13 protein-coding genes are annotated in these 17,450 nt (G+C 63.7%); 10 read left to right on the top strand and 3 right to left on the bottom strand.

The genetic code is table 11. From position 1 onward, the window contains the following. Positions 1-5: 5 nt before the first annotated feature. The 4 genes from QMB98_RS02500 to QMB98_RS02485 all read left to right on the top strand — a co-directional run bounded on the left by QMB98_RS02500 (position 6) and on the right by QMB98_RS02485 (position 7,100). Positions 6-1,151 carry an SPFH domain-containing protein gene (locus QMB98_RS02500; protein ID WP_371684065.1) on the top strand — a complete coding sequence of 382 codons (1,146 nt, stop codon included), beginning with the start codon at positions 6-8 and terminating at the stop codon, positions 1,149-1,151. A gap of 90 nt (positions 1,152-1,241) precedes the next feature. Then, a complete protein-coding gene (locus QMB98_RS02495; protein WP_371684064.1) occupies positions 1,242-2,078 on the top strand; it encodes a TrmH family RNA methyltransferase in 837 nt (278 codons plus the stop codon). A 196-nt stretch (positions 2,079-2,274) separates the two neighbouring features. Further along, on the top strand, positions 2,275-2,550 hold the full coding sequence (locus QMB98_RS02490; protein WP_371684063.1) for a helix-turn-helix domain-containing protein: 276 nt from the start codon (positions 2,275-2,277) through the stop codon (positions 2,548-2,550). 263 nt (positions 2,551-2,813) lie between these two features. After that, complete coding sequence (locus tag QMB98_RS02485) at positions 2,814-7,100, top strand: hypothetical protein (protein ID WP_371684062.1); 4,287 nt, start codon at positions 2,814-2,816, stop codon at positions 7,098-7,100. A 47-nt stretch (positions 7,101-7,147) separates the two neighbouring features. Here the strand turns inward: QMB98_RS02485 and QMB98_RS02480 are convergent, their stop codons facing one another. Both QMB98_RS02480 and QMB98_RS02475 read right to left on the bottom strand, forming a co-directional pair. Next, positions 7,148-7,615, bottom strand: a complete 468-nt coding sequence (locus QMB98_RS02480; protein WP_371684061.1) for a tRNA (cytidine(34)-2'-O)-methyltransferase — start codon at positions 7,613-7,615, stop codon at positions 7,148-7,150. Between the two features lie 13 nt (positions 7,616-7,628). Beyond that, positions 7,629-8,156 carry a YbhB/YbcL family Raf kinase inhibitor-like protein gene (locus QMB98_RS02475; protein WP_371684060.1) on the bottom strand — a complete coding sequence of 176 codons (528 nt, stop codon included), beginning with the start codon at positions 8,154-8,156 and terminating at the stop codon, positions 7,629-7,631. A gap of 132 nt (positions 8,157-8,288) precedes the next feature. Between QMB98_RS02475 and QMB98_RS02470 the strand changes: the two genes are divergently transcribed. The 6 genes from QMB98_RS02470 to QMB98_RS02445 all read left to right on the top strand — a co-directional run bounded on the left by QMB98_RS02470 (position 8,289) and on the right by QMB98_RS02445 (position 16,549). Beyond that, a complete protein-coding gene (locus QMB98_RS02470; protein WP_371684059.1) occupies positions 8,289-8,921 on the top strand; it encodes a hypothetical protein in 633 nt (210 codons plus the stop codon). Next, positions 8,915-10,531 (top strand): hypothetical protein, encoded by a 1,617-nt coding sequence (locus tag QMB98_RS02465; protein ID WP_371684058.1) that lies wholly within the window; start codon positions 8,915-8,917, stop codon positions 10,529-10,531. Before QMB98_RS02470 ends, QMB98_RS02465 begins: the two co-directional genes overlap by 7 nt. Then, a complete protein-coding gene (locus QMB98_RS02460; protein WP_371684057.1) occupies positions 10,531-13,806 on the top strand; it encodes an error-prone DNA polymerase in 3,276 nt (1,091 codons plus the stop codon). Before QMB98_RS02465 ends, QMB98_RS02460 begins: the two co-directional genes overlap by 1 nt. Before the next feature lie 78 nt (positions 13,807-13,884). Next, positions 13,885-14,340 carry a hypothetical protein gene (locus QMB98_RS02455; protein ID WP_371684056.1) on the top strand — a complete coding sequence of 152 codons (456 nt, stop codon included), beginning with the start codon at positions 13,885-13,887 and terminating at the stop codon, positions 14,338-14,340. After that, complete coding sequence (locus tag QMB98_RS02450) at positions 14,337-15,209, top strand: hypothetical protein (protein ID WP_371684055.1); 873 nt, start codon at positions 14,337-14,339, stop codon at positions 15,207-15,209. Before QMB98_RS02455 ends, QMB98_RS02450 begins: the two co-directional genes overlap by 4 nt. Positions 15,210-15,259: 50 nt before the next feature. Then, positions 15,260-16,549 (top strand): UTP--glucose-1-phosphate uridylyltransferase, encoded by a 1,290-nt coding sequence (locus QMB98_RS02445; RefSeq protein WP_371684150.1) that lies wholly within the window; start codon positions 15,260-15,262, stop codon positions 16,547-16,549. Positions 16,550-16,638: 89 nt separating this feature from the next. Here the strand turns inward: QMB98_RS02445 and QMB98_RS02440 are convergent, their stop codons facing one another. Next, on the bottom strand, positions 16,639-17,385 hold the full coding sequence (locus QMB98_RS02440) for an ABC transporter ATP-binding protein (protein WP_371684054.1): 747 nt from the start codon (positions 17,383-17,385) through the stop codon (positions 16,639-16,641). Positions 17,386-17,450: the final 65 nt, after the last annotated feature.

Raw genomic sequence — 17,450 nt, 5'->3', positions numbered from 1 at the left:
GAACTATGTTCGAAGACACCTCTCCAGGCCAGATCATTCTCTGGATCCTGCTCCTCGTCCTCATTATTTTTGTCGCGGCGGCGCTGTTCAAGTCCGTCCGCATCGTCTCCCAGGGTGAAGCTCAGATCGTTGAGCGTCTCGGTAAGTACCATCGCACCCTCACCCCGGGCATGCACTTCCTCGTTCCCTTCATCGATCAGGTCCGCCAGCGCGTCGACCTTCGTGAACAGGTCGTGCCGTTCCCGCCCCAGCCCGTTATCACCTCCGACAACATCGTTGTCAACATCGACACCGTCATCTACTACCAAGTGACCGGTCCCGAGGCCGCGACCTACGAGATCGCCAACCCCATGGCCGGTATCGAACAGCTCGCAGTGACCACGCTTCGTAACATCATCGGTTCGATGGACATGGAGCAGGCGCTCACCGGTCGTGACCAGATCAACGGTCAGCTCCGCGGTGTCCTCGATGAGGCAACCGGCCGCTGGGGCATCCGCGTCAACCGCGTCGAGCTCAAGGCCATCGACCCGCCCGCAACCGTTCAGTCGGCCATGGAGCAGCAGATGAAGGCGGAACGTGACCGCCGTGCAGCCATCCTCACTGCCGAAGGTATCAAGCAGTCCGCGATCCTGACTGCCGAGGGTGAGAAGCAGTCCGCGATCCTCACCGCCGAGGGTGACGCACAGTCCACCATCCTGCGCGCACAGGGTGACTCACGAGCCATCCTCCAGGTCTTCGACGCCATCCACCGCGGTAACGCGGACCCCAAGCTACTCGCGTACGAGTACATCCAGATGCTCCCGAAGATTGCGGACTCGCAGTCCTCCAAGATGTGGATCATCCCGACCGAGCTCACCGAGGCACTCAATGCGGTCACGACCGGTTTCGGCGGCACCCCGCAGGCGCCCGTCCCGGACGAGCCCACCGAGCAGCCCCGCGTCGACTTCGGCAATGAGGACGACGGCGTTGCCGATGCGCTCCTCAACACCTCCCTCCCGGACATTGACGACGCTCTCGCGGCAGCGAAGGGTGAGGCCGCGAAGGCCACCGACGAGGCTTCTGAGGCTGGCGAGCACTCGGGCCGACGCGCACGCCGATCCGACACCGCGGGACAGGAGCCCGATCGTCCCCACCGCGAGGACAACGAATAGAAGAAACGGCACATCGTGACCCGGACGTAACACCGGTACGATAACGAGGGCGGCAGGTCAACCTGCCGCCCTTACCCATGGAAGGACACCGTGTACGTAGAGCTCACAAGCACCGATGATCGACTGGCCGACTACACGTCGCTGACGGACGTGGCGCTTCGCAAGAAACTCGAAACCGAACGCGGCCTGTACCTCGCGGAATCAACGAACGTCATCAAACGAGCCATCGAAGCCGGACACAGGCCACGCTCCTTCCTCACGGCCCGCAAGTGGCTCAGTGATCTCGAACCCTGGATCGAGATGGCAACGGGGAGCGCGGACGGCGCCGACACCCCCGTCTACATCGCCGAGGAGGAAGTGCTCGAGTCGATCACGGGCTTCCACCTGCACCGCGGCGCCCTTGCCGCAATGAATCGTCCCGAACTGCCGGACCCCATTGAGCTCATCAAGGAGTCGAGCGTCGTCGCGATCATCGAGGACATCGTCGACCACACGAACGTGGGAGCGATCTTCCGGTCCTGCGCGGCACTCGGCGTCGATGCCGTTCTCGTGAGCCCGGGATGTGCGGACCCGCTCTACCGCAGGTCGGTCCGCGTCTCCATGGGCACCGTCTTCCAGGTGCCGTGGACCCGGTTCTCCTCCTGGAAGCAGGTGGGGGAAATGGCGGAGCAGGGGTGGCAGGTTGCCGCCCTCGCGCTCAAGGACGACTCGGTGTCGCTCGCCCAGTTCTGCCGGGATCTGTCCGATGGTGACCGGGTTGCCCTCATGTTCGGCACGGAGGGCACGGGCCTCACGGATCGCGCCATCAGGGCCGCCACCCACACGGTGAAGATCCCGATGGCGGGTGGGGTTGACTCGCTCAATGTGGCCGCAGCATCCGCGGTCGCCTGCTACGCCGTCATCCAGGAACTGAAACCGGAGATCTAGGCGGCGCGTCAGGCGCCTTTTGCGTCAGTCGGTGGGGACATGTGTGCACGAGAATCAGCGTGATCTCGATGTCTGGGTGGCGCTCCTGGTGAGGCGGGTGACAGGCCAGCAAACCCTTGAATCCTAGGGGAAAGGTCACAGGCGTTACCGGTTATAACCGGTTGCCCGAGCGTGGGCTTCGTGGTGGGTTTAATGGGTGAGTACTTCTTCCGTTCCCGACGCCGTCTTCGCGCGTGCCCTGGGTCAAATCTGCGTCCAGTACAGGAAAGAACGCGGCATCAGCCAGCAGACCTTTGCGGACTCCGTGGGAATGGATCTCAGCAACTACCAGTACATTGAGCACGGCCAGAAGCCCCGTGGCGACATGACCAATCCACAGATGAAGACACTTCTTGCGATTGCTCGCGGCTTCGGAGTTCCCCTCAATGTCATGGTGAACGACGCCTGGGAGATCGCCACCCGAGGCAGATAGTCCACGTAGAGTCACAAGCCCCCTGATCCACAGGGGGTTTTCCTGTCCCTTCGGGGAGGGGTGTATATCGGCAGATTGTTCTCGATGAGCGGGCTGAGCCCGAAATCGACGAGAGGACAATCATGTTCAACAATCATGCCCTGTCCCGGCCAGTTCCGGGCGCCACCCACGTGGGGAGGCGTCATGGATAGCCTGTGGATACCCATCGTGCTCCTAATCATCTGTATCGGGTCCGTTGCCCTCTTCATCTCGAGGAGGAAGCAGTGAAGCGGCCCCTCGCACTCCTGGCCATGACGAGCCTCCTGTCGGGAGTGGGGATAACGGCGGCGCACGCTGACCTGACGGCAAGTCTCAACGCGACGTGGGATAGCCCGGCGGAGGAGATGCGGTCGGGTGATGTGGCGGTCATGAACCTCGAGTGGGACGCGAACTACGCTCACGGGTTCTTGGACGACGCGGAACCAACGAGCACCACGTTCCGCATCACCGCGGAATCGGGCACGATGGTGTCACTGCCCGAGCAGTGCGCCGACGGCTCCACGCTCAGCCCGACGGTCCTCGAGTGCATTCTCACGACACCGGACGACGATGGCGTGGCCGGCATGCTGCCCGTGCCCGTGCGCGCCTGGGGTGCGAATGGCGACATGCTGTCGCTCACCGCCACAGACCCCCACGGCAACGTCGCGAAAACACCCGAGCTACCCATCGTTGCCGAATCCGGCATCGACGTGTCACTTGCGCCGTCGGGGCTGACCGCAAACGACTACATGTTTGACGAAACCGTTGACGCCGTGACGACGGTACCGATCATGGTGTCTGTCCCCATCGGGGGTGAGCCGCTTGTCGGAGACGTGACGATCAGGTTGCGGCTCGACACGATGAGCGGGCCGGACATCTCCGAGCATCATCGCCTGCTCGAGATCGCTCCCGTCGGGACGGGTGGGGCGGTCACGGGAGTGGCCGCAAACCGAGCGAACTATGAGGCTCCCGAGGTGGCGGTCAGCTTGACGGAAAACATTCTGACACTGACCTTCCCTGTCACGGACGTGATCGCTCCCAGCGCCGACGGCGCCGGCAACGTTCTCGACACGGTCCCGGTCGCGTCCTTTGGCCTCCGCTTCACCTACCCGGTCCATTCCCAGCAGCTCGAAAACGACGCGATGTCGTGGTCTGCGGAAGTGGTCTCCGTCGAGGCGGCAACCGAATCGGGTCAGCTGACGGAGCAGATTCGGACAACGAACGACCTGTCAGTCACCTCGCTCGTGTCCGATGGTTCCGTCAGCGCCCGCTTCGTCAACGGCCACGCACCGAGCGCGGGAGGTATCCTGGCCGAACCGGGTGACGATCCCGAGGCGCTGCCATCTGTCCACCGTGACGTGTGGGATCCCGAGCAGGGAACCGGCACGCTCTCTGCCGGTGCCAACAACTGGCAGGGTCGGGGGCCGATCCTGCCGGGGGACCAGATGGTCGGCATCGTCAACGCCGCCCACTACCTCGGGCACGGACCCGCCGACTACACGGAGGGCACCACCCACGGCTACTGCCTGATCTTCGATCGCGAGGGCGGCACCACCTCCTACAACGGCCGCTACTCCGTCACGCAACTGAGCGACTACACGCTCGAGTACCTGAACGGCCCCATCCCCGGCGGCTTCGCGAACCCGGATTGCGGACAGGGTGAGTGGTCAACGAGCGAAGTGGCGGACCCCACCGCCATTCGCATCCTGTTCGACCCGGCACGCCAGGACGCAGACTTCACGGCGCGCCCCATTCTCGGCGCGGGCTACCTTGCCGCCGAGGACCTTGTGGAGGGGCAGCGGGCGTGGATGGCGGGCGGTCACAGCCTCGACATCACGAGCGGCTGGAACATGACGGGCTCGCCGATTGCTGAGGCCCCCGGGTATGGGTCGACAACGACCTTCCGGGACGCGGTGGAGGTTGTTCCGTCCCGCACCTCCGTCGGCCTGACGGCGTCGAGGGACACCGTGTCGCAAGGGCAGGAGATCACCTGGACCGTCAACACACGAGTCTCGGCAGCCCCCTTCAACGATCGCGGAACCGACGAGGTCGCACACCGGCTCACTCTACCCGCAGGCGTCGAGTACGTTGACTCCGCCGTGAACCCGACCATCACCGAGGAACACGGACGCCAGGTCCTGACGTGGACCTCCGGCATTGAGCTCGGAAGCCCGCTCGACACCGAGATCGTGACCGTGCACCGGACCGGGACCGGTTCGCTCACGGCCCAGGTCGCGGTCGAGAACCAGACGAGCACCCGCCTCAGGACCGACAGCGATACCGCATCCGTTGCGGCACTTGCATCGTCGGGCGCCTACCTGGCGAAAATGTCCGAGTCGAGCGAGTTCGCACTCGACGGCTCCAACAGGTGGACGGTGACACTCGAGAACAGGGACGCCCATGCACTGACCCTGGCCGACACCATCGACATCCTGCCTTACGAGGGGGACGGTCGTGGCACCGTCTCATCCGCCAACGTCACCATCACGACCATCGAGGGAGCGGAGATCTGGGTCAGTACCGCCGACCCGGCAACCCTCAGCCCCGATCCGAGCGCAGAATCGAACGGCGCACCGGGCAGCCCCTCCGCAAGTTGGGAGGAGTGGGACGGTCAGGGTGACATCACGGCGGTCCGCTGGATCAGCAGGGATCTTGGCCCCGGCCAGGTCGCGACCTACAGCATCGACTACTCGGTAGCGGGAGCCACCAACGGCGATCTGCTCGTCAACTCCGCCCAGACCCGCACGGTCGGCGCAACGACCACGATGATCAACTCGAGCGCGTCGACAACGGTCGGTCCGCCCGCCGACCTCCAGGTCCACAAGCGCCTCGTCGGTGACGGCAGCGCGCTCGTGGCCGGCGAGGAACTGACCTTCGAGATCCAGGTGAAGGGTAGCGGCCCGGGAACCGTGCGCGGGGCAAGCCTTCTCGACATCCCGGTCGCGGGTCTTGCCGACATCGAGTACGTCAGCCTTAGCCAGGGATCGGTCGATGATGGCGTGTGGCGGATCGGGGATCTCCCCGAAGGTGAGATTGCGGTCGCGACCGTCACCGGTACCGCCACGGGAGGCCCCGTCGAGAACATGGTTGTCGCCGACACGTGCGAGGACTGCACCCCAGTGCCACCCCCAACCTGCGTGCCCAACGTCGATGTCGACTCCGACACCGACAGGTGCGACATCGTTGAACTGACCGAGGCGCCTGTCCTCAAGGTCGACAAGAGCTTCGATGGGGCACTACCGACGTCGGGTCCCGTGAGCTTCACCATCACGGTCGCCAACGATGTCGAACCCGAAGACGGAGTCATCGCAGCCGCGAGCGCAGTGACGGCCACCGACCTGCCCGGACTCGGCCTGGATCCCGACACGATCGTCTGGAGCGACATGACTCAGGGCGACGCCCAGGGTGCCAGCTGGATGATCGGAACTCTGCGAGCCGGCGACCAGGTCACGGCCACCGTGACGGGAGATGTCCTGCCCGACGCGCAGCGCGTCGTCAACGCGGTATCCGTGCACAACCCGGTGCTCCCACGGGAGCTGACCGACCCGTTTGACGCGATCCCGAACGAGACCGTCCTGGAGGACACCGATCAGGCGGACGTCGTCGACATCAGCAGGGAAGGCAGGCTCGCGATCAACAAGGAGCTGGTCTCACTCGAGCGGAACGATCTCACCTTCGTCATTGAGGTAGGGAACCTTGGTGGGGAACCGATCGCTGGTGTGGTCGTCTCCGAGCTGCCGGACGAGCACCTGACCGATGTTGAGATGAGCGATCCCACGACGGGTGAACTCGAGGGCCTCACGTGGTTCGTGGGCGATCTTGCACCCGGCCAGGTCGAGACCGTCACCGTGACGGCCAGGGCCGAACGCGGAATCGACACCGTCACCAACCGTGCGTTCACGGAGGCAGACGATCATCCCCACGCGGGAACCTTCGAACCGAATCCCACACTTGAGACCGACACCGACCGTGGCGACACCGTCACCGTTGAGATCCCTCAACCCGACCTGCGCATCGACAAGCGGATCAGCTCGATCGACGCCACCACGGCAGTGTTCGAGATCGAGGTGTGCAACGTCGGTCCCGGCTACGCCACGGCCGTGACCGTCACCGACGCGGGCGGACAGTCCGTCACCGCACTCGACTCCGACGATGAACGCTTCCTGGACGGCACGTTCTACATCGGGAACCTTGATCCAGATAGCTGCGAGACGCTCACCGTCACCGCAGACATTGACGGCAACGGCCACAACATTGCCTACGTTGACTCACCGGACGATCCTCTCGAGGAGGGCGCCAACCAGCCCAACGAGTCCATCGAGGAGGACATCGACGGTTGGGACAGGGTCGACTTCGAGATCCCCAGCGAAACCCCGGGAGAGATTCCAGGTAAGACCCCAGGAGCTGCGGGGCCCACGCCGAACAAGGGGAACCTCGCCTTCACGGGTCCGCAGGTTGGCGGCTTCATCGCAAGAGCCATCGGACTCCTCGTCCTTGGGGCCGGACTCGTGATCGGACGGAAGAAGCTCTAACCGAGCACAGTGAAGAACCCGAACGAGCGGGATAGGTTTTGCCGGGGCTACTCAGCTCCGGCAAAACCATTCTGCCGCCACGCCTCATAGATGGCGATCGACGCAGAGTTGGCCAAGTTCAGGGAACGAATGTGAGGCTGCATCGGGATACGCACCCGCTTCGCCACCGCCTCATGATCCATGATGCGCTCCGGCAGCCCGGTCGGCTCCGGACCAAAGAGGAGGACATCGCCCGGCTGGTACGACACGTCAGCAAACGAGTTCGATGTGTGCCCCGTGAATGCATAGATTCTCCGGTTTGGGCCCAGGTGTTCGAGCAAAGCATCCCAGTTCTTGTGGATCTTCAGATCGGCCAGGTCGTGATAGTCCAGCCCCGCACGCCTCAAATGGGCGTCACTGAAGTTAAACCCGAGAGGCTCAACCAAGTGAAGGGTGATACCCGTGCACGCGGACAGGCGGATCGCATTGCCCGTATTCGACGGAATGCAGGGCTCGTAGAAGACAACATCAAACACGAGCCAAGACTACCTACTGTTGATACGTCACTTCCAACGTGGCGCGAGCAATCGTGTGGAACAACGCGTTAAAAGCAACCGCCGTCATCGATACATCATCGTCCAGGCCGAGAGTCGGAACGTCGAGAGCGTGAACCGCAAAAATGTAGCGGTGCGGACGATCGCCCTCCGGAGGGTTCGCGCCCTCCCAACCCCAGAAGCCACCATCGGTGCGCACGTGAGAGGCGGCACCGGGCAAGAACAGATCGGACTCGCCCTGACCGCGATCCAAGTACGTGACAGCCGAATCAAGGTCCATGATTCCCCAATGCCAGTACCCGGAAGGCGTGGGAGCATCCGGATCAAAACAGTTCACAACGAATCCCTTCGTCTCCTCCGGGAACCCGTGCCACGACAGGTGAGGGGAGACGTTATCGTGCGGCTTCGTGTGCTCCTTGGGCATCTTTTGCCCAGCAACGAGATCGTCGGATTCCAGGATAAAAGACGGAACCTGGGGGAGGGACTCATACGGATCTGGTGCAACAGGACGATCAAGATTCATAGCCCCAGTCTATGTCACCAATCACACCTGGGCGTGAGAAGCCAGACAGCTCCGTCAAAATATTGCGGTCGATTTTTACCCTCCCGCACCCTAAACTTACTATCGAACAAATGTTCTATTGAGGGAGGGGTGATGAACCAAGCACAGCGTCTCGAATACGCACGAACTGTCCTACACCAGGCAGAAACAGCAAGCGGTCTCGCCCGCGTGGAAGACAAAGGCGGCTGGGAAACCCCCGACGTCCTCCACCCGATCCTGCCCTCCCTCACCCCTGGAGTCATCACCATCACCGGCTCCGCAACCATCCTGCTCGCTCTCGCAGGACACGCCTCCACCCAGGGAGCCTGGATCGCTCTCCTCGGGCTCCCCTGGGTGGGCTGGGGTGCCGCAAACGAACACGGACTCGACCTGTCACGAACCGCGCACACCCCCAACCCGGGACCACGAGCCGCGGATGTCCTGACCGCGCTCGCGGACGGCTTCGACATCATCGCCATCGGGAACCTCAAACTCGGTGCGCGAGACGAACGCGCAATAGTCCAGCGGGTGCGCGCTCGCGGCGCAACCATCCTCGCATCAGACTGGTCGACCCCTTCGACCGTTCTCCGGGCCGAAAGCACTGGTGCCGACGGGTACTCGGGCGGGGTTGGGCACGTGAAGAGCCTGCGCTTTCAGGTGTCGTCCGGGATGTCGCGGATCTCCTGTCTCTGGACGGGGGAGGAGCTCGTCTCGGCACCGCGGGCATTGAGGGCAGTGCCATGCTAGGAACTCTGCGCGGCGCCCTCTGGGTGCCGGATTGGCCAGTTGCCGCAGCGATCGCATCCTCGCTTGCATCCCCCGAGGATCTCGTGGCGGTGTGCGACACGCGGGTGCGGGCGGCGAGCCCGGGCGCCCGCAAGCGTGGGGTTCGGGCCGGGGACACCCGGAGGAAGGCTCTTTCCCTCGTTCCCGACCTCGTGGTCATTGCCCGGGACGATGATCGCGATGAACGGGTGTTCGGTGCGGTCCTCGACGCGATCGACGATCATGTTGCCTCGACGATCATTGTGCGCCCGGGACTGGTGACCTTCGGGGCGTCGGCACCGGCACGAATGGCCGGGGGACTGGACGAGCTCGCCCAGGCACTCATCTCGTCCGTGGCGAGCCAGTCGGAAGAGTCCCAGGTTGGTTTTGGTAGTGGGCTCCTCACCAGTGTCCTGGCGGCCCGTGCCGGTGCGAACGTGCCTCCCGAGGAGACCGCGTCCTTCCTGGAGCCCTTCCCGCTCGACGCTGTCATGAGCGTTGTTGGAACGGAAACGGCACGCAAAGAGTGGGAGTCAACAATCGCCACACTCAAGGCTCTGGGCGTGGCGATGATCGGGCAGTTTGCCGCCCTCGATCACGCTCAGGTGGCGTCCCGGTTTGGGCTCACGGGAACGGTGCTGTGGCGGCTGTGCCAGGGAGCCGATCACGTGGTTCCGCACACGACCGCCCCGGCAAGCGACATCGCCATCCGCCGCCACGTTGAGGCGATCAGCAACGAAGAGCAGGCGGTCTTCTTGGCGAAACAGATGTCCGATGAACTGGCCGAGAAGCTGGCGGAGCGGATGCAGGTGTGCGGTCAGCTCATGGTGAGCGCACGCTTCTCAAACGGCATGGAGAAGAGCCGCACCTGGTCGGTTGACGGCGTGAACCGGGCTCGGGACATGACGGACCGGGTGCGCTGGCAGATCTCCGGGTGGTTGGATCACAGGCAGGAGCAGCCCCTTGGCGAGCTGATCTACCTGGAGCTGGTCGCCACCGACCTGTCTCCTGCCGGCACCCAGCAGACCTCCCTGTGGGGAGATCGGCGCAAGGGTCAGGAGCAGGCGCAGCGGAGCGTGCTTCGAGTCCAGGGCATGCTCGGGGATTCCGCGGTGCAGTCCGTGCGGTTCACGGGCGGCAGGTCCCCGGATTCGGCCACCGAGTTCGAGAACTGGCAGTTGTCCAAGGGTAGCGAAGAACCCGCGAAGCCCTGGGTTGGCGCGATTCCCCGGCCCTGGCCATCCATCGTGTTCCCGGAACCTCCGCGGGTGGCGCTGTTGTGCCAGTGCGGCGGGAACGTGTACGTGGGGTCCGAGATTGAGCTTGCCTGTACCGGATGCGAGGGGCCGGAGCCGGCAAGCCTCTCACTCGTGGCGGACCAGGGTAAGCGCACCCCCAGCTACTCGCACGCCTCCTGCTACTACACCGGCAGGGTCCGGGTGTGGAACTATGCGGGACCGTGGAACGTGTCCGGCAGATGGTGGGCGAAGGACGCCTACCGGCGCGCCTACCTTCAGGTTGGGGTGGAGGGTCCCGCTGCCCTGATCTACCGGAGCGGAGCCAGCTGGTTCCTCGAAGGGATCTACAGCTGATGGGTCACCGCTACGCGGAGCTTCATGCTCACTCTGCTTTCTCATTCCTCGATGGCGCGTCCCTGCCGGAGGACATGGTCACGCGCGCCGTGGACATCGAGCTGTCTGCCCTCGCACTCACCGATCACGATGGGCTTGCCGGGGTTGTCCAGTTGGCGACCGCTGCCCGCGACGTGGGCCTGCCCACCGTCATTGGAACGGAGCTGTCCCTGCCCCTGGAGGGGCGGGTCTATGCCGATAAGAGGGCGGGTGAACGGGACCCCGAGGGACAGCACCTGCTTGTCCTCGCCCGCGGTGTCGAGGGTTATCGCAGACTCTCATCCGCGATCGGGCGTGCCCAACTGGCGACGGGCAGCAAGGGGCGGGCCGACTACACTCTCGAGGGACTGGCGGAGTCTGGTGGCGGGCACTGGCAGATCCTCACCGGATGCCGGAAGGGTGCGGTGCGGACCGCCCTCGAGCAGGAGGGCTACGGGGCGGCGAAGCGGGAACTGGACCGCTTGGTTGCTCTCTTCGGGAGAGACAGCGTCGCGGTCGAGATCACCGACCTCGGTTACCCGCTCGACCGGGAACGCAACGACACCCTCGTGGAGCTTGCCCGGGAGTGCAAGGTGAGGGTTGTTGCGACCGGCCAGGCGCACTACGCGACCAGTCAGGAACGTCCCCTGGCTGACACTTTGGCGGCGATCAGGAGCAGGTCGACTCTGGAAGAGATCGATGCGTGGCTACCCGCTTCCGGTGCCTACCTGCGCTCCGATGAGGAGATGAGGGTCATTCATGCCCGCCACGAGCACGCGGTCGATGCTGCGGGTGAGTTGGGGAGCGAACTGGCCTTTGACCTGCACCACGTCGCACCGCAGCTCCCGCCCTTCCCGGTCCCGGAGGGGCACACCGAGGCCTCGTGGCTGCGGGAGCTGACCTATCGGGGTGCGAGACGCAGGTACGGTCCCCGCGGGGATCGTGACACGACCGTGGGAGCGTGGGAGAAGATCGACTACGAGCTCGCGATCATCGAGGAACTGGACTTTCCCGGCTACTTCCTCATCGTTCACGAGATTGTCGAGTTCTGCCACGACAACAACATTTTCTGTCAGGGTCGCGGCTCCGCCGCGAACTCTGCCGTGTGCTTTGCTCTCGGGATCACGGCCGTTGATGCGGTGCGGCACCAGATGCTGTTCGAACGCTTCCTGTCACCGGGCAGGAGCGGGCCACCAGACATCGATATCGATATTGAGGCGCGCAGACGAGAGGAAGTCATCCAGCACGTGTACGAGATGCACGGGCGGGAGCATGCCGCGCAGGTCGCGAACGTCATCAGCTACCGACCAAAGATGGCGGTGCGTGACGCTGGGCGTGCGTTAGGTTTTGAGCTTGGCCAGGTTGACGCCTGGTCAAAGTCGGTCGAGAGATGGGGTTCCCTGACCTCGGCCGACGACGGGGAAGGAGGGGAGGCGGCAACACCAACGGATTCAGTTGACGGTATAGATCCACAGGTGTTGGCCATTGGCGAGCAGATGCTTCGCCTCCCGAGACACCTCGGCATCCATTCCGGTGGAATGGTCATGTGCGAGGGCCCCGTCATCGACGTCTGCCCGGTGGGTTGGGCCACAGCCCCCGGGCGGACTGTCCTCCAGTGGGATAAGGACGACTGCGCGGAAGCGGGCCTCGTGAAGTTTGATCTTCTCGGGCTGGGAATGCTGACCGCCCTGCGGCTCGCGTTCACCGAGATCGCGAACCAGGGGTTTGTGGGCGAGTCGGGCGAGCCCTACGAGCTCCACACGGTTCCGGAGGACGATCCGCGCGTGTACGACCTGCTGTGCGCCGCGGACACCGTGGGCGTCTTCCAGGTCGAGTCCCGCGCCCAGATGTCCACCCTGCCGCGGCTCCGCCCGCGCGTGTTCTACGACATCGTCGTTGAGGTTGCCCTCATTCGTCCCGGACCGATCCAGGGCAATGCCGTCAACCCCTACATTTCCAGGCGCCGCGGACGAGAGCCCGTCACCTACCTGCATCCCCTCCTCAAGCCGGCCCTGGAGAAGACTCTGGGCGTGCCCCTGTTTCAGGAGCAGCTCATGCAGATCGCGGTGGATGCTGCCGGCTTCACGCCGGCGGAGGCCGACCAGTTGCGCAAGGCCATGGGGTCGAAGCGGTCGATCCAGCGCATGGAGGCGCTACGGGGCAAGCTCATGGACGGAATGAGAGCCAAGGGCGTTGGTGAGGACGTGGGGGAGCAGGTCTACGAGAGCCTCAAGTCTTTTGCCGACTTTGGTTTCCCGGAATCCCACGCCTTCTCGTTCGCCTACCTCGTCTATGCGAGCGCGTGGCTCAAGGTTCATCACCCCGAGGCGTTCTACATGGGGCTGCTCGGAGCCCAACCCATGGGGTTCTATTCTCCTCAGTCACTCGTGGCCGACGCGAAGCGGCACGGGGTGCGGGTCGCTCGCGCCGACATCAACCACTCCGCTGTCGAGGCGAGCCTCGAGAGGAGCGTTGGGCTCGTGCCGGGGGAGGAGAACTGGCCACAGGTTCCCCGAAACAATCGGGTTGAACCCCACGGGGACCTCGTGCTTCGGCTTGGCCTCGAGTCTGTCAAGGGGCTTGGAGAGAGCGCGGCTCGCATCGAGCAGGCACGCCGCGACGAACCCTTCGTGTCAATGGCGGACCTGGCCCGCAGGGCGCACCTGGGGGAGCAGGAGCTGCGGACCCTGGCGGAGGCCGGTGCCCTCACGTCGCTTGGGGTGTCTCGCCGCGAGGGCATGTGGGCGGCCGGCCCGCTCGGCACCGCCGAGAAGGTGGAGCACGGCTGGATCCAGCCCGCCATCCCCGGCACGGAGGTGGGGGTGAGCGCGCCGCGGCTACCGCAGATGAGCAGGGCGGAAACGGTGGTGGCCGATGTGACGACCACGGGGATCTCGAACGACTATCCAACCGTTCTCGTGCGCGACCGGTTGAGCGAGCGCGGCATCCTCCCCATCATCGACATCTTGACCGCTCCGATAGAGAAGCGGCTGTTCGTGGGCGGGATCGTGACGCACCGGCAGCGTCCTCACACGGCGAAAGGCACGATCTTCATGTCGATCGAGGACGAGACGGGGATGCTGAACGTCGTGTGTTCGTCAGGCTTGTGGAACCGGTATCGGGATGTTGCGAGGAGGTCCAGGGCTCTCATCATTCGAGGCATGGTGGAGCGGGCCGACGGGACGATCAACTTCGTGGCGGACGGATTCGAACCACTCCCGTTGTCCCTGCCTGTCACGTCGCGGGACTTCCGTTAGGCTGTTCGCCGACAGCGCCGAACTCTGCGAAACCCCTGGTGGAACGTTAGAGTTAGGAAGGTCTGAAGGAGATGAGAGATGGCGAAATTTACAGCCCTGATCCGATGGGCGATCGTATCTGGCCCCATGGTGGTCAAAATGGTGCGCAACTACGCACCGGTCATTAAGAAAGTCATCGAGTCCAACCCGGAAGCGGTCTCCAAGCTCACCGGGAAGCTCAAAAGCTACCAGGGTGCGAAGGACAAGAAGGGCGTTCCTGGCCTGAGCGCACGCGTCCATGTTCTTCGTGAGCAGGCTAGCTACCTGTACGGCTCCGCCAACACCCCCGAGGTTGCCGAGAATGCCGTGGCGTGGAAGTCACAGCTGGCGAAGATTGAGGCCGCCATTCCCCTCATCGAGGTCATGTCGCCCAAGGAGCAGAAGCGCCAGATCAAAGAACTGAACGACAAGATCGATGCACTGTCGAACGAGATCCTGGCTGCCGTCGTTGAGGACGACATCCAGGACGCTGAGATCCTCGACGACGATCAGTGACAGCTCTGCCGCCGGAGGACGAACTCCCGCATCACAAAACCATTGTTCCTTCTGCTCACACTCCCGAACCGGAGTATGAGCCGGGTGACCTGCGCCCAAACTCCGCCCCGATTCCGCCGCGTCCCGAGGGCTCGCGAGTGAACCCACATGGAATCAAGAGGTCCCACACCTTCTCCCGGCAGACCGGTGGCGTGCTGGGGCAGCAACTACGGCAGCCTCCGCGCCAGGCGCAGTCCCCGTGGGCGGGACAGCAGCCGGTCCAGCAGGGCCAGCCTGCCCCGCAGGGTCAGGAAGCTCAGCGGGTTCAGGGCGGTCAGCAACCCCAGGGACAGCAGTGGCAGGGTTGGCAGGCACCGTCGGCTCCATCCGCGCCGTCAGTGACGCAGAACGGCATGCCCTACGCAACTGTGGGTGGTTACAACCAGAACCACTACTCTCAGCAGTACGCGCCCTCAAACATTGGTCTCATCGGCGGACTGATCGCGGTTGTCGGGGCCATGATGGCGATCATGTCTCCGTTCGTCACCCTCATCCACGTGCCAACGGAGGACGTGCGGCTGTGGGGTGCTGCAACGGGATCTCAGAACGCCTACGTGATCTTTGCTGCCGCCGTCGCTGGGTTGGTTGCGGTAGCTTTCATGATGATGTCGAACCGTGCCCCGAAGAATGCTCTGGTCGGCGGCGGACTGTCCGTCGTGGCAGGCATTGTCGCTGGTGGCATGGCCACATACCTTGTCACGAACTCAAGCCACCGCGCACAGATCGCGCAGGGAAGCACATTCGGGCTTGGCGTTTGGCTCCTCATAGCCGCAACCTGTGCTTTACTCGTGGGAGGGATCCTCGGTCTCGTCCGGGGCACAACCAAGTAGGTTCAAGGGAGAATGGCGTGACCGACGCTGGTGCAGCTGCTGTTGAGAAGATGACCGAGGCCGGTCTCGACGATCTTGCTATTCGCGTGTTCGTGCAGAACCTGGAATCCGTGAAGCGCGGATCGACGGGTTTCGTGCGGGAAGATGACATCCGTACGCTCACCAACATCGCATCCTTCACGGGTGAAGGAACGGTTGGGGACGCGATTGCGCGCACCGTCGTCATCAAGCTCAATGGTGGACTCGGCACCTCGATGGGGCTGCAGGAAGCCAAGACCCTGCTACCCGTCACCCCGGACCAGACGTTCCTCGACATCATTGTTCGTCAGGTCCTGTCCGTCCGCGAGCAGTACGGTGTCGACCTGCCACTCATTTTCATGAACTCGTTCCGGACCGAACAAGCGACCCTCGACTACCTCAGCAAGTACGAGGATCTTCCCGTCGAGGGGATTCCGCTCAGCTTCCTCCAGAACAGGGTCCCGAAGATCCGGCAGGACGATCTCATGCCGGTCACGTGGGAGAAGGACCCTGGCCTCGAATGGTGCCCGCCGGGCCACGGCGACCTCTACACGGCACTCCCATCCTCAGGGATCCTCAGAACCCTCCTCGGTCGCGGATATCGGTACGCGATGGTGACGAACGGGGACAATCTCGGTTCCTACCCGGACCCGGTTCTTGCGCAGTGGTTTGCCGACAGTGGGGCGGGTTTTGCCATGGAGGTGTGTGAGCGCGCCCCATCGGACCGCAAGGGCGGCCACCTCGCCGTCCGCAAATCAGACGGCGTCATCATACTGCGCGAGGTCGCACAGACAGATCCCGCAGACTTGGATGTCTTCCAGGACATCTCCCGCCACAACTACTTCAACACGAACACGCTGTGGCTGGACCTTGAGGTCGTGGCGGCCGAGCTGGCCCGCAACAACGGCTACCTTGGGCTTCCGGTTATTCGAAACGCGAAGACTGTCGACCCCACTGACAAGTCCTCCACGCCCGTCTTCCAGCTCGAGACCGGCATGGGATCCGCGATCGAGGTGTTCCCGAACTCCACCGCAATCGCGGTCGGCCGGGAGCGGTTCATGCCCGTCAAGACAACGAACGACCTGTTCGTGCTCCGCTCCGACGTGTATGAGTTCGAGGACAACGGTACGATCGTTCGGACGGTCAACCCCGCACCCACGGTCACGTTGGATCAGAACTACTTCGGCACGATGGAGCAGTTCGAGGAACGGTGCCGCAACATTCCCTCACTGAAGAACGTCACGAGCCTGACGGTCAAGGGCGACTACACCTTCGAGCCGGGACTCGTCCTCAAGGGTGACGTCACCCTCCAGGGGGCGTAACCACCGACCGGGTCAATCTCCCGAGCGCAAACATCAGATCATTGCTGTGTGCGGCGACAGGAGTCTGTCGCCGCACACGCATGTCTTCGTCACCGAGTAGCGGACGGTGGGTCTACCGGAAGCTTGAGTCCGTGTGGATCCGTCCCTTGCCCAGGGTGATTTGTCGGTGGGCGCGGGCCGCGACTGCGGAGTCGTGAGTGACGGCGATGATTGTGAGCCCCTCGCGGTTGAGTTCCTCGAGGAGGACGAGGATCTCGTCCCTCATGGCCTCGTCCAGATTGCCCGTCGGCGAGGAGGAGGCTCGGGGTGGCGACGATGGCGCGGGCGATCGCGACGCGCTGCTGCTGGCCGCCCGATAGCTCACCCTGCCTGTGATCGGCACGTTCAGCGAGTCCCACCCGGTGGAGTGCGTAGGTGACCCGTTCTGCACGTTCCGCCTTCGATAGTCCGCGACCTTCGAGAGCAACATCGACGTTCTGGGATGCTGTGAGGGTCTGGAGGAGGTTGAAGGACTGGAAGACGAATCCGATCTGCTCCGCCCGGATCTTCGTGAGCGCCGAGGATGGGGCCTGACCGAGGTTGATGTCGCGGAGCATGACCGTGCCGGTCGTGGGCCGGTCGAGGCCACCAAGGAGCTGCAGGAGGGTGGATTTGCCGCCACCTGTCGGTCCCTGAATGGTTGCGAACTCACCCTCCCGGAAGGTGAGGTTGACGCCCTTGAGGGCCTCCACCTTGTGGTCTCCCAAGTAGTAGGTTCGTTCAACGTCGGTGAGCTGATAGAGGTAGTCCGGGGTGGAACTCATGTTCGGGTGAAATGTGTCCGACGTGGTTGTCATCTGTGGTTCTCCTGTCGCGCGTCAGACTATGTGGCAGGGGTAGTTAGTTGTTGAAATTACCCTTG

This window comes from Flaviflexus sp., from assembly GCF_041440645.1.
GTDB lineage: Bacteria > Actinomycetota > Actinomycetes > Actinomycetales > Actinomycetaceae > Flaviflexus.
Note: the sequence above shows the minus strand (reverse complement) of the source record. Positions and strands in the feature narration are given on the sequence as shown.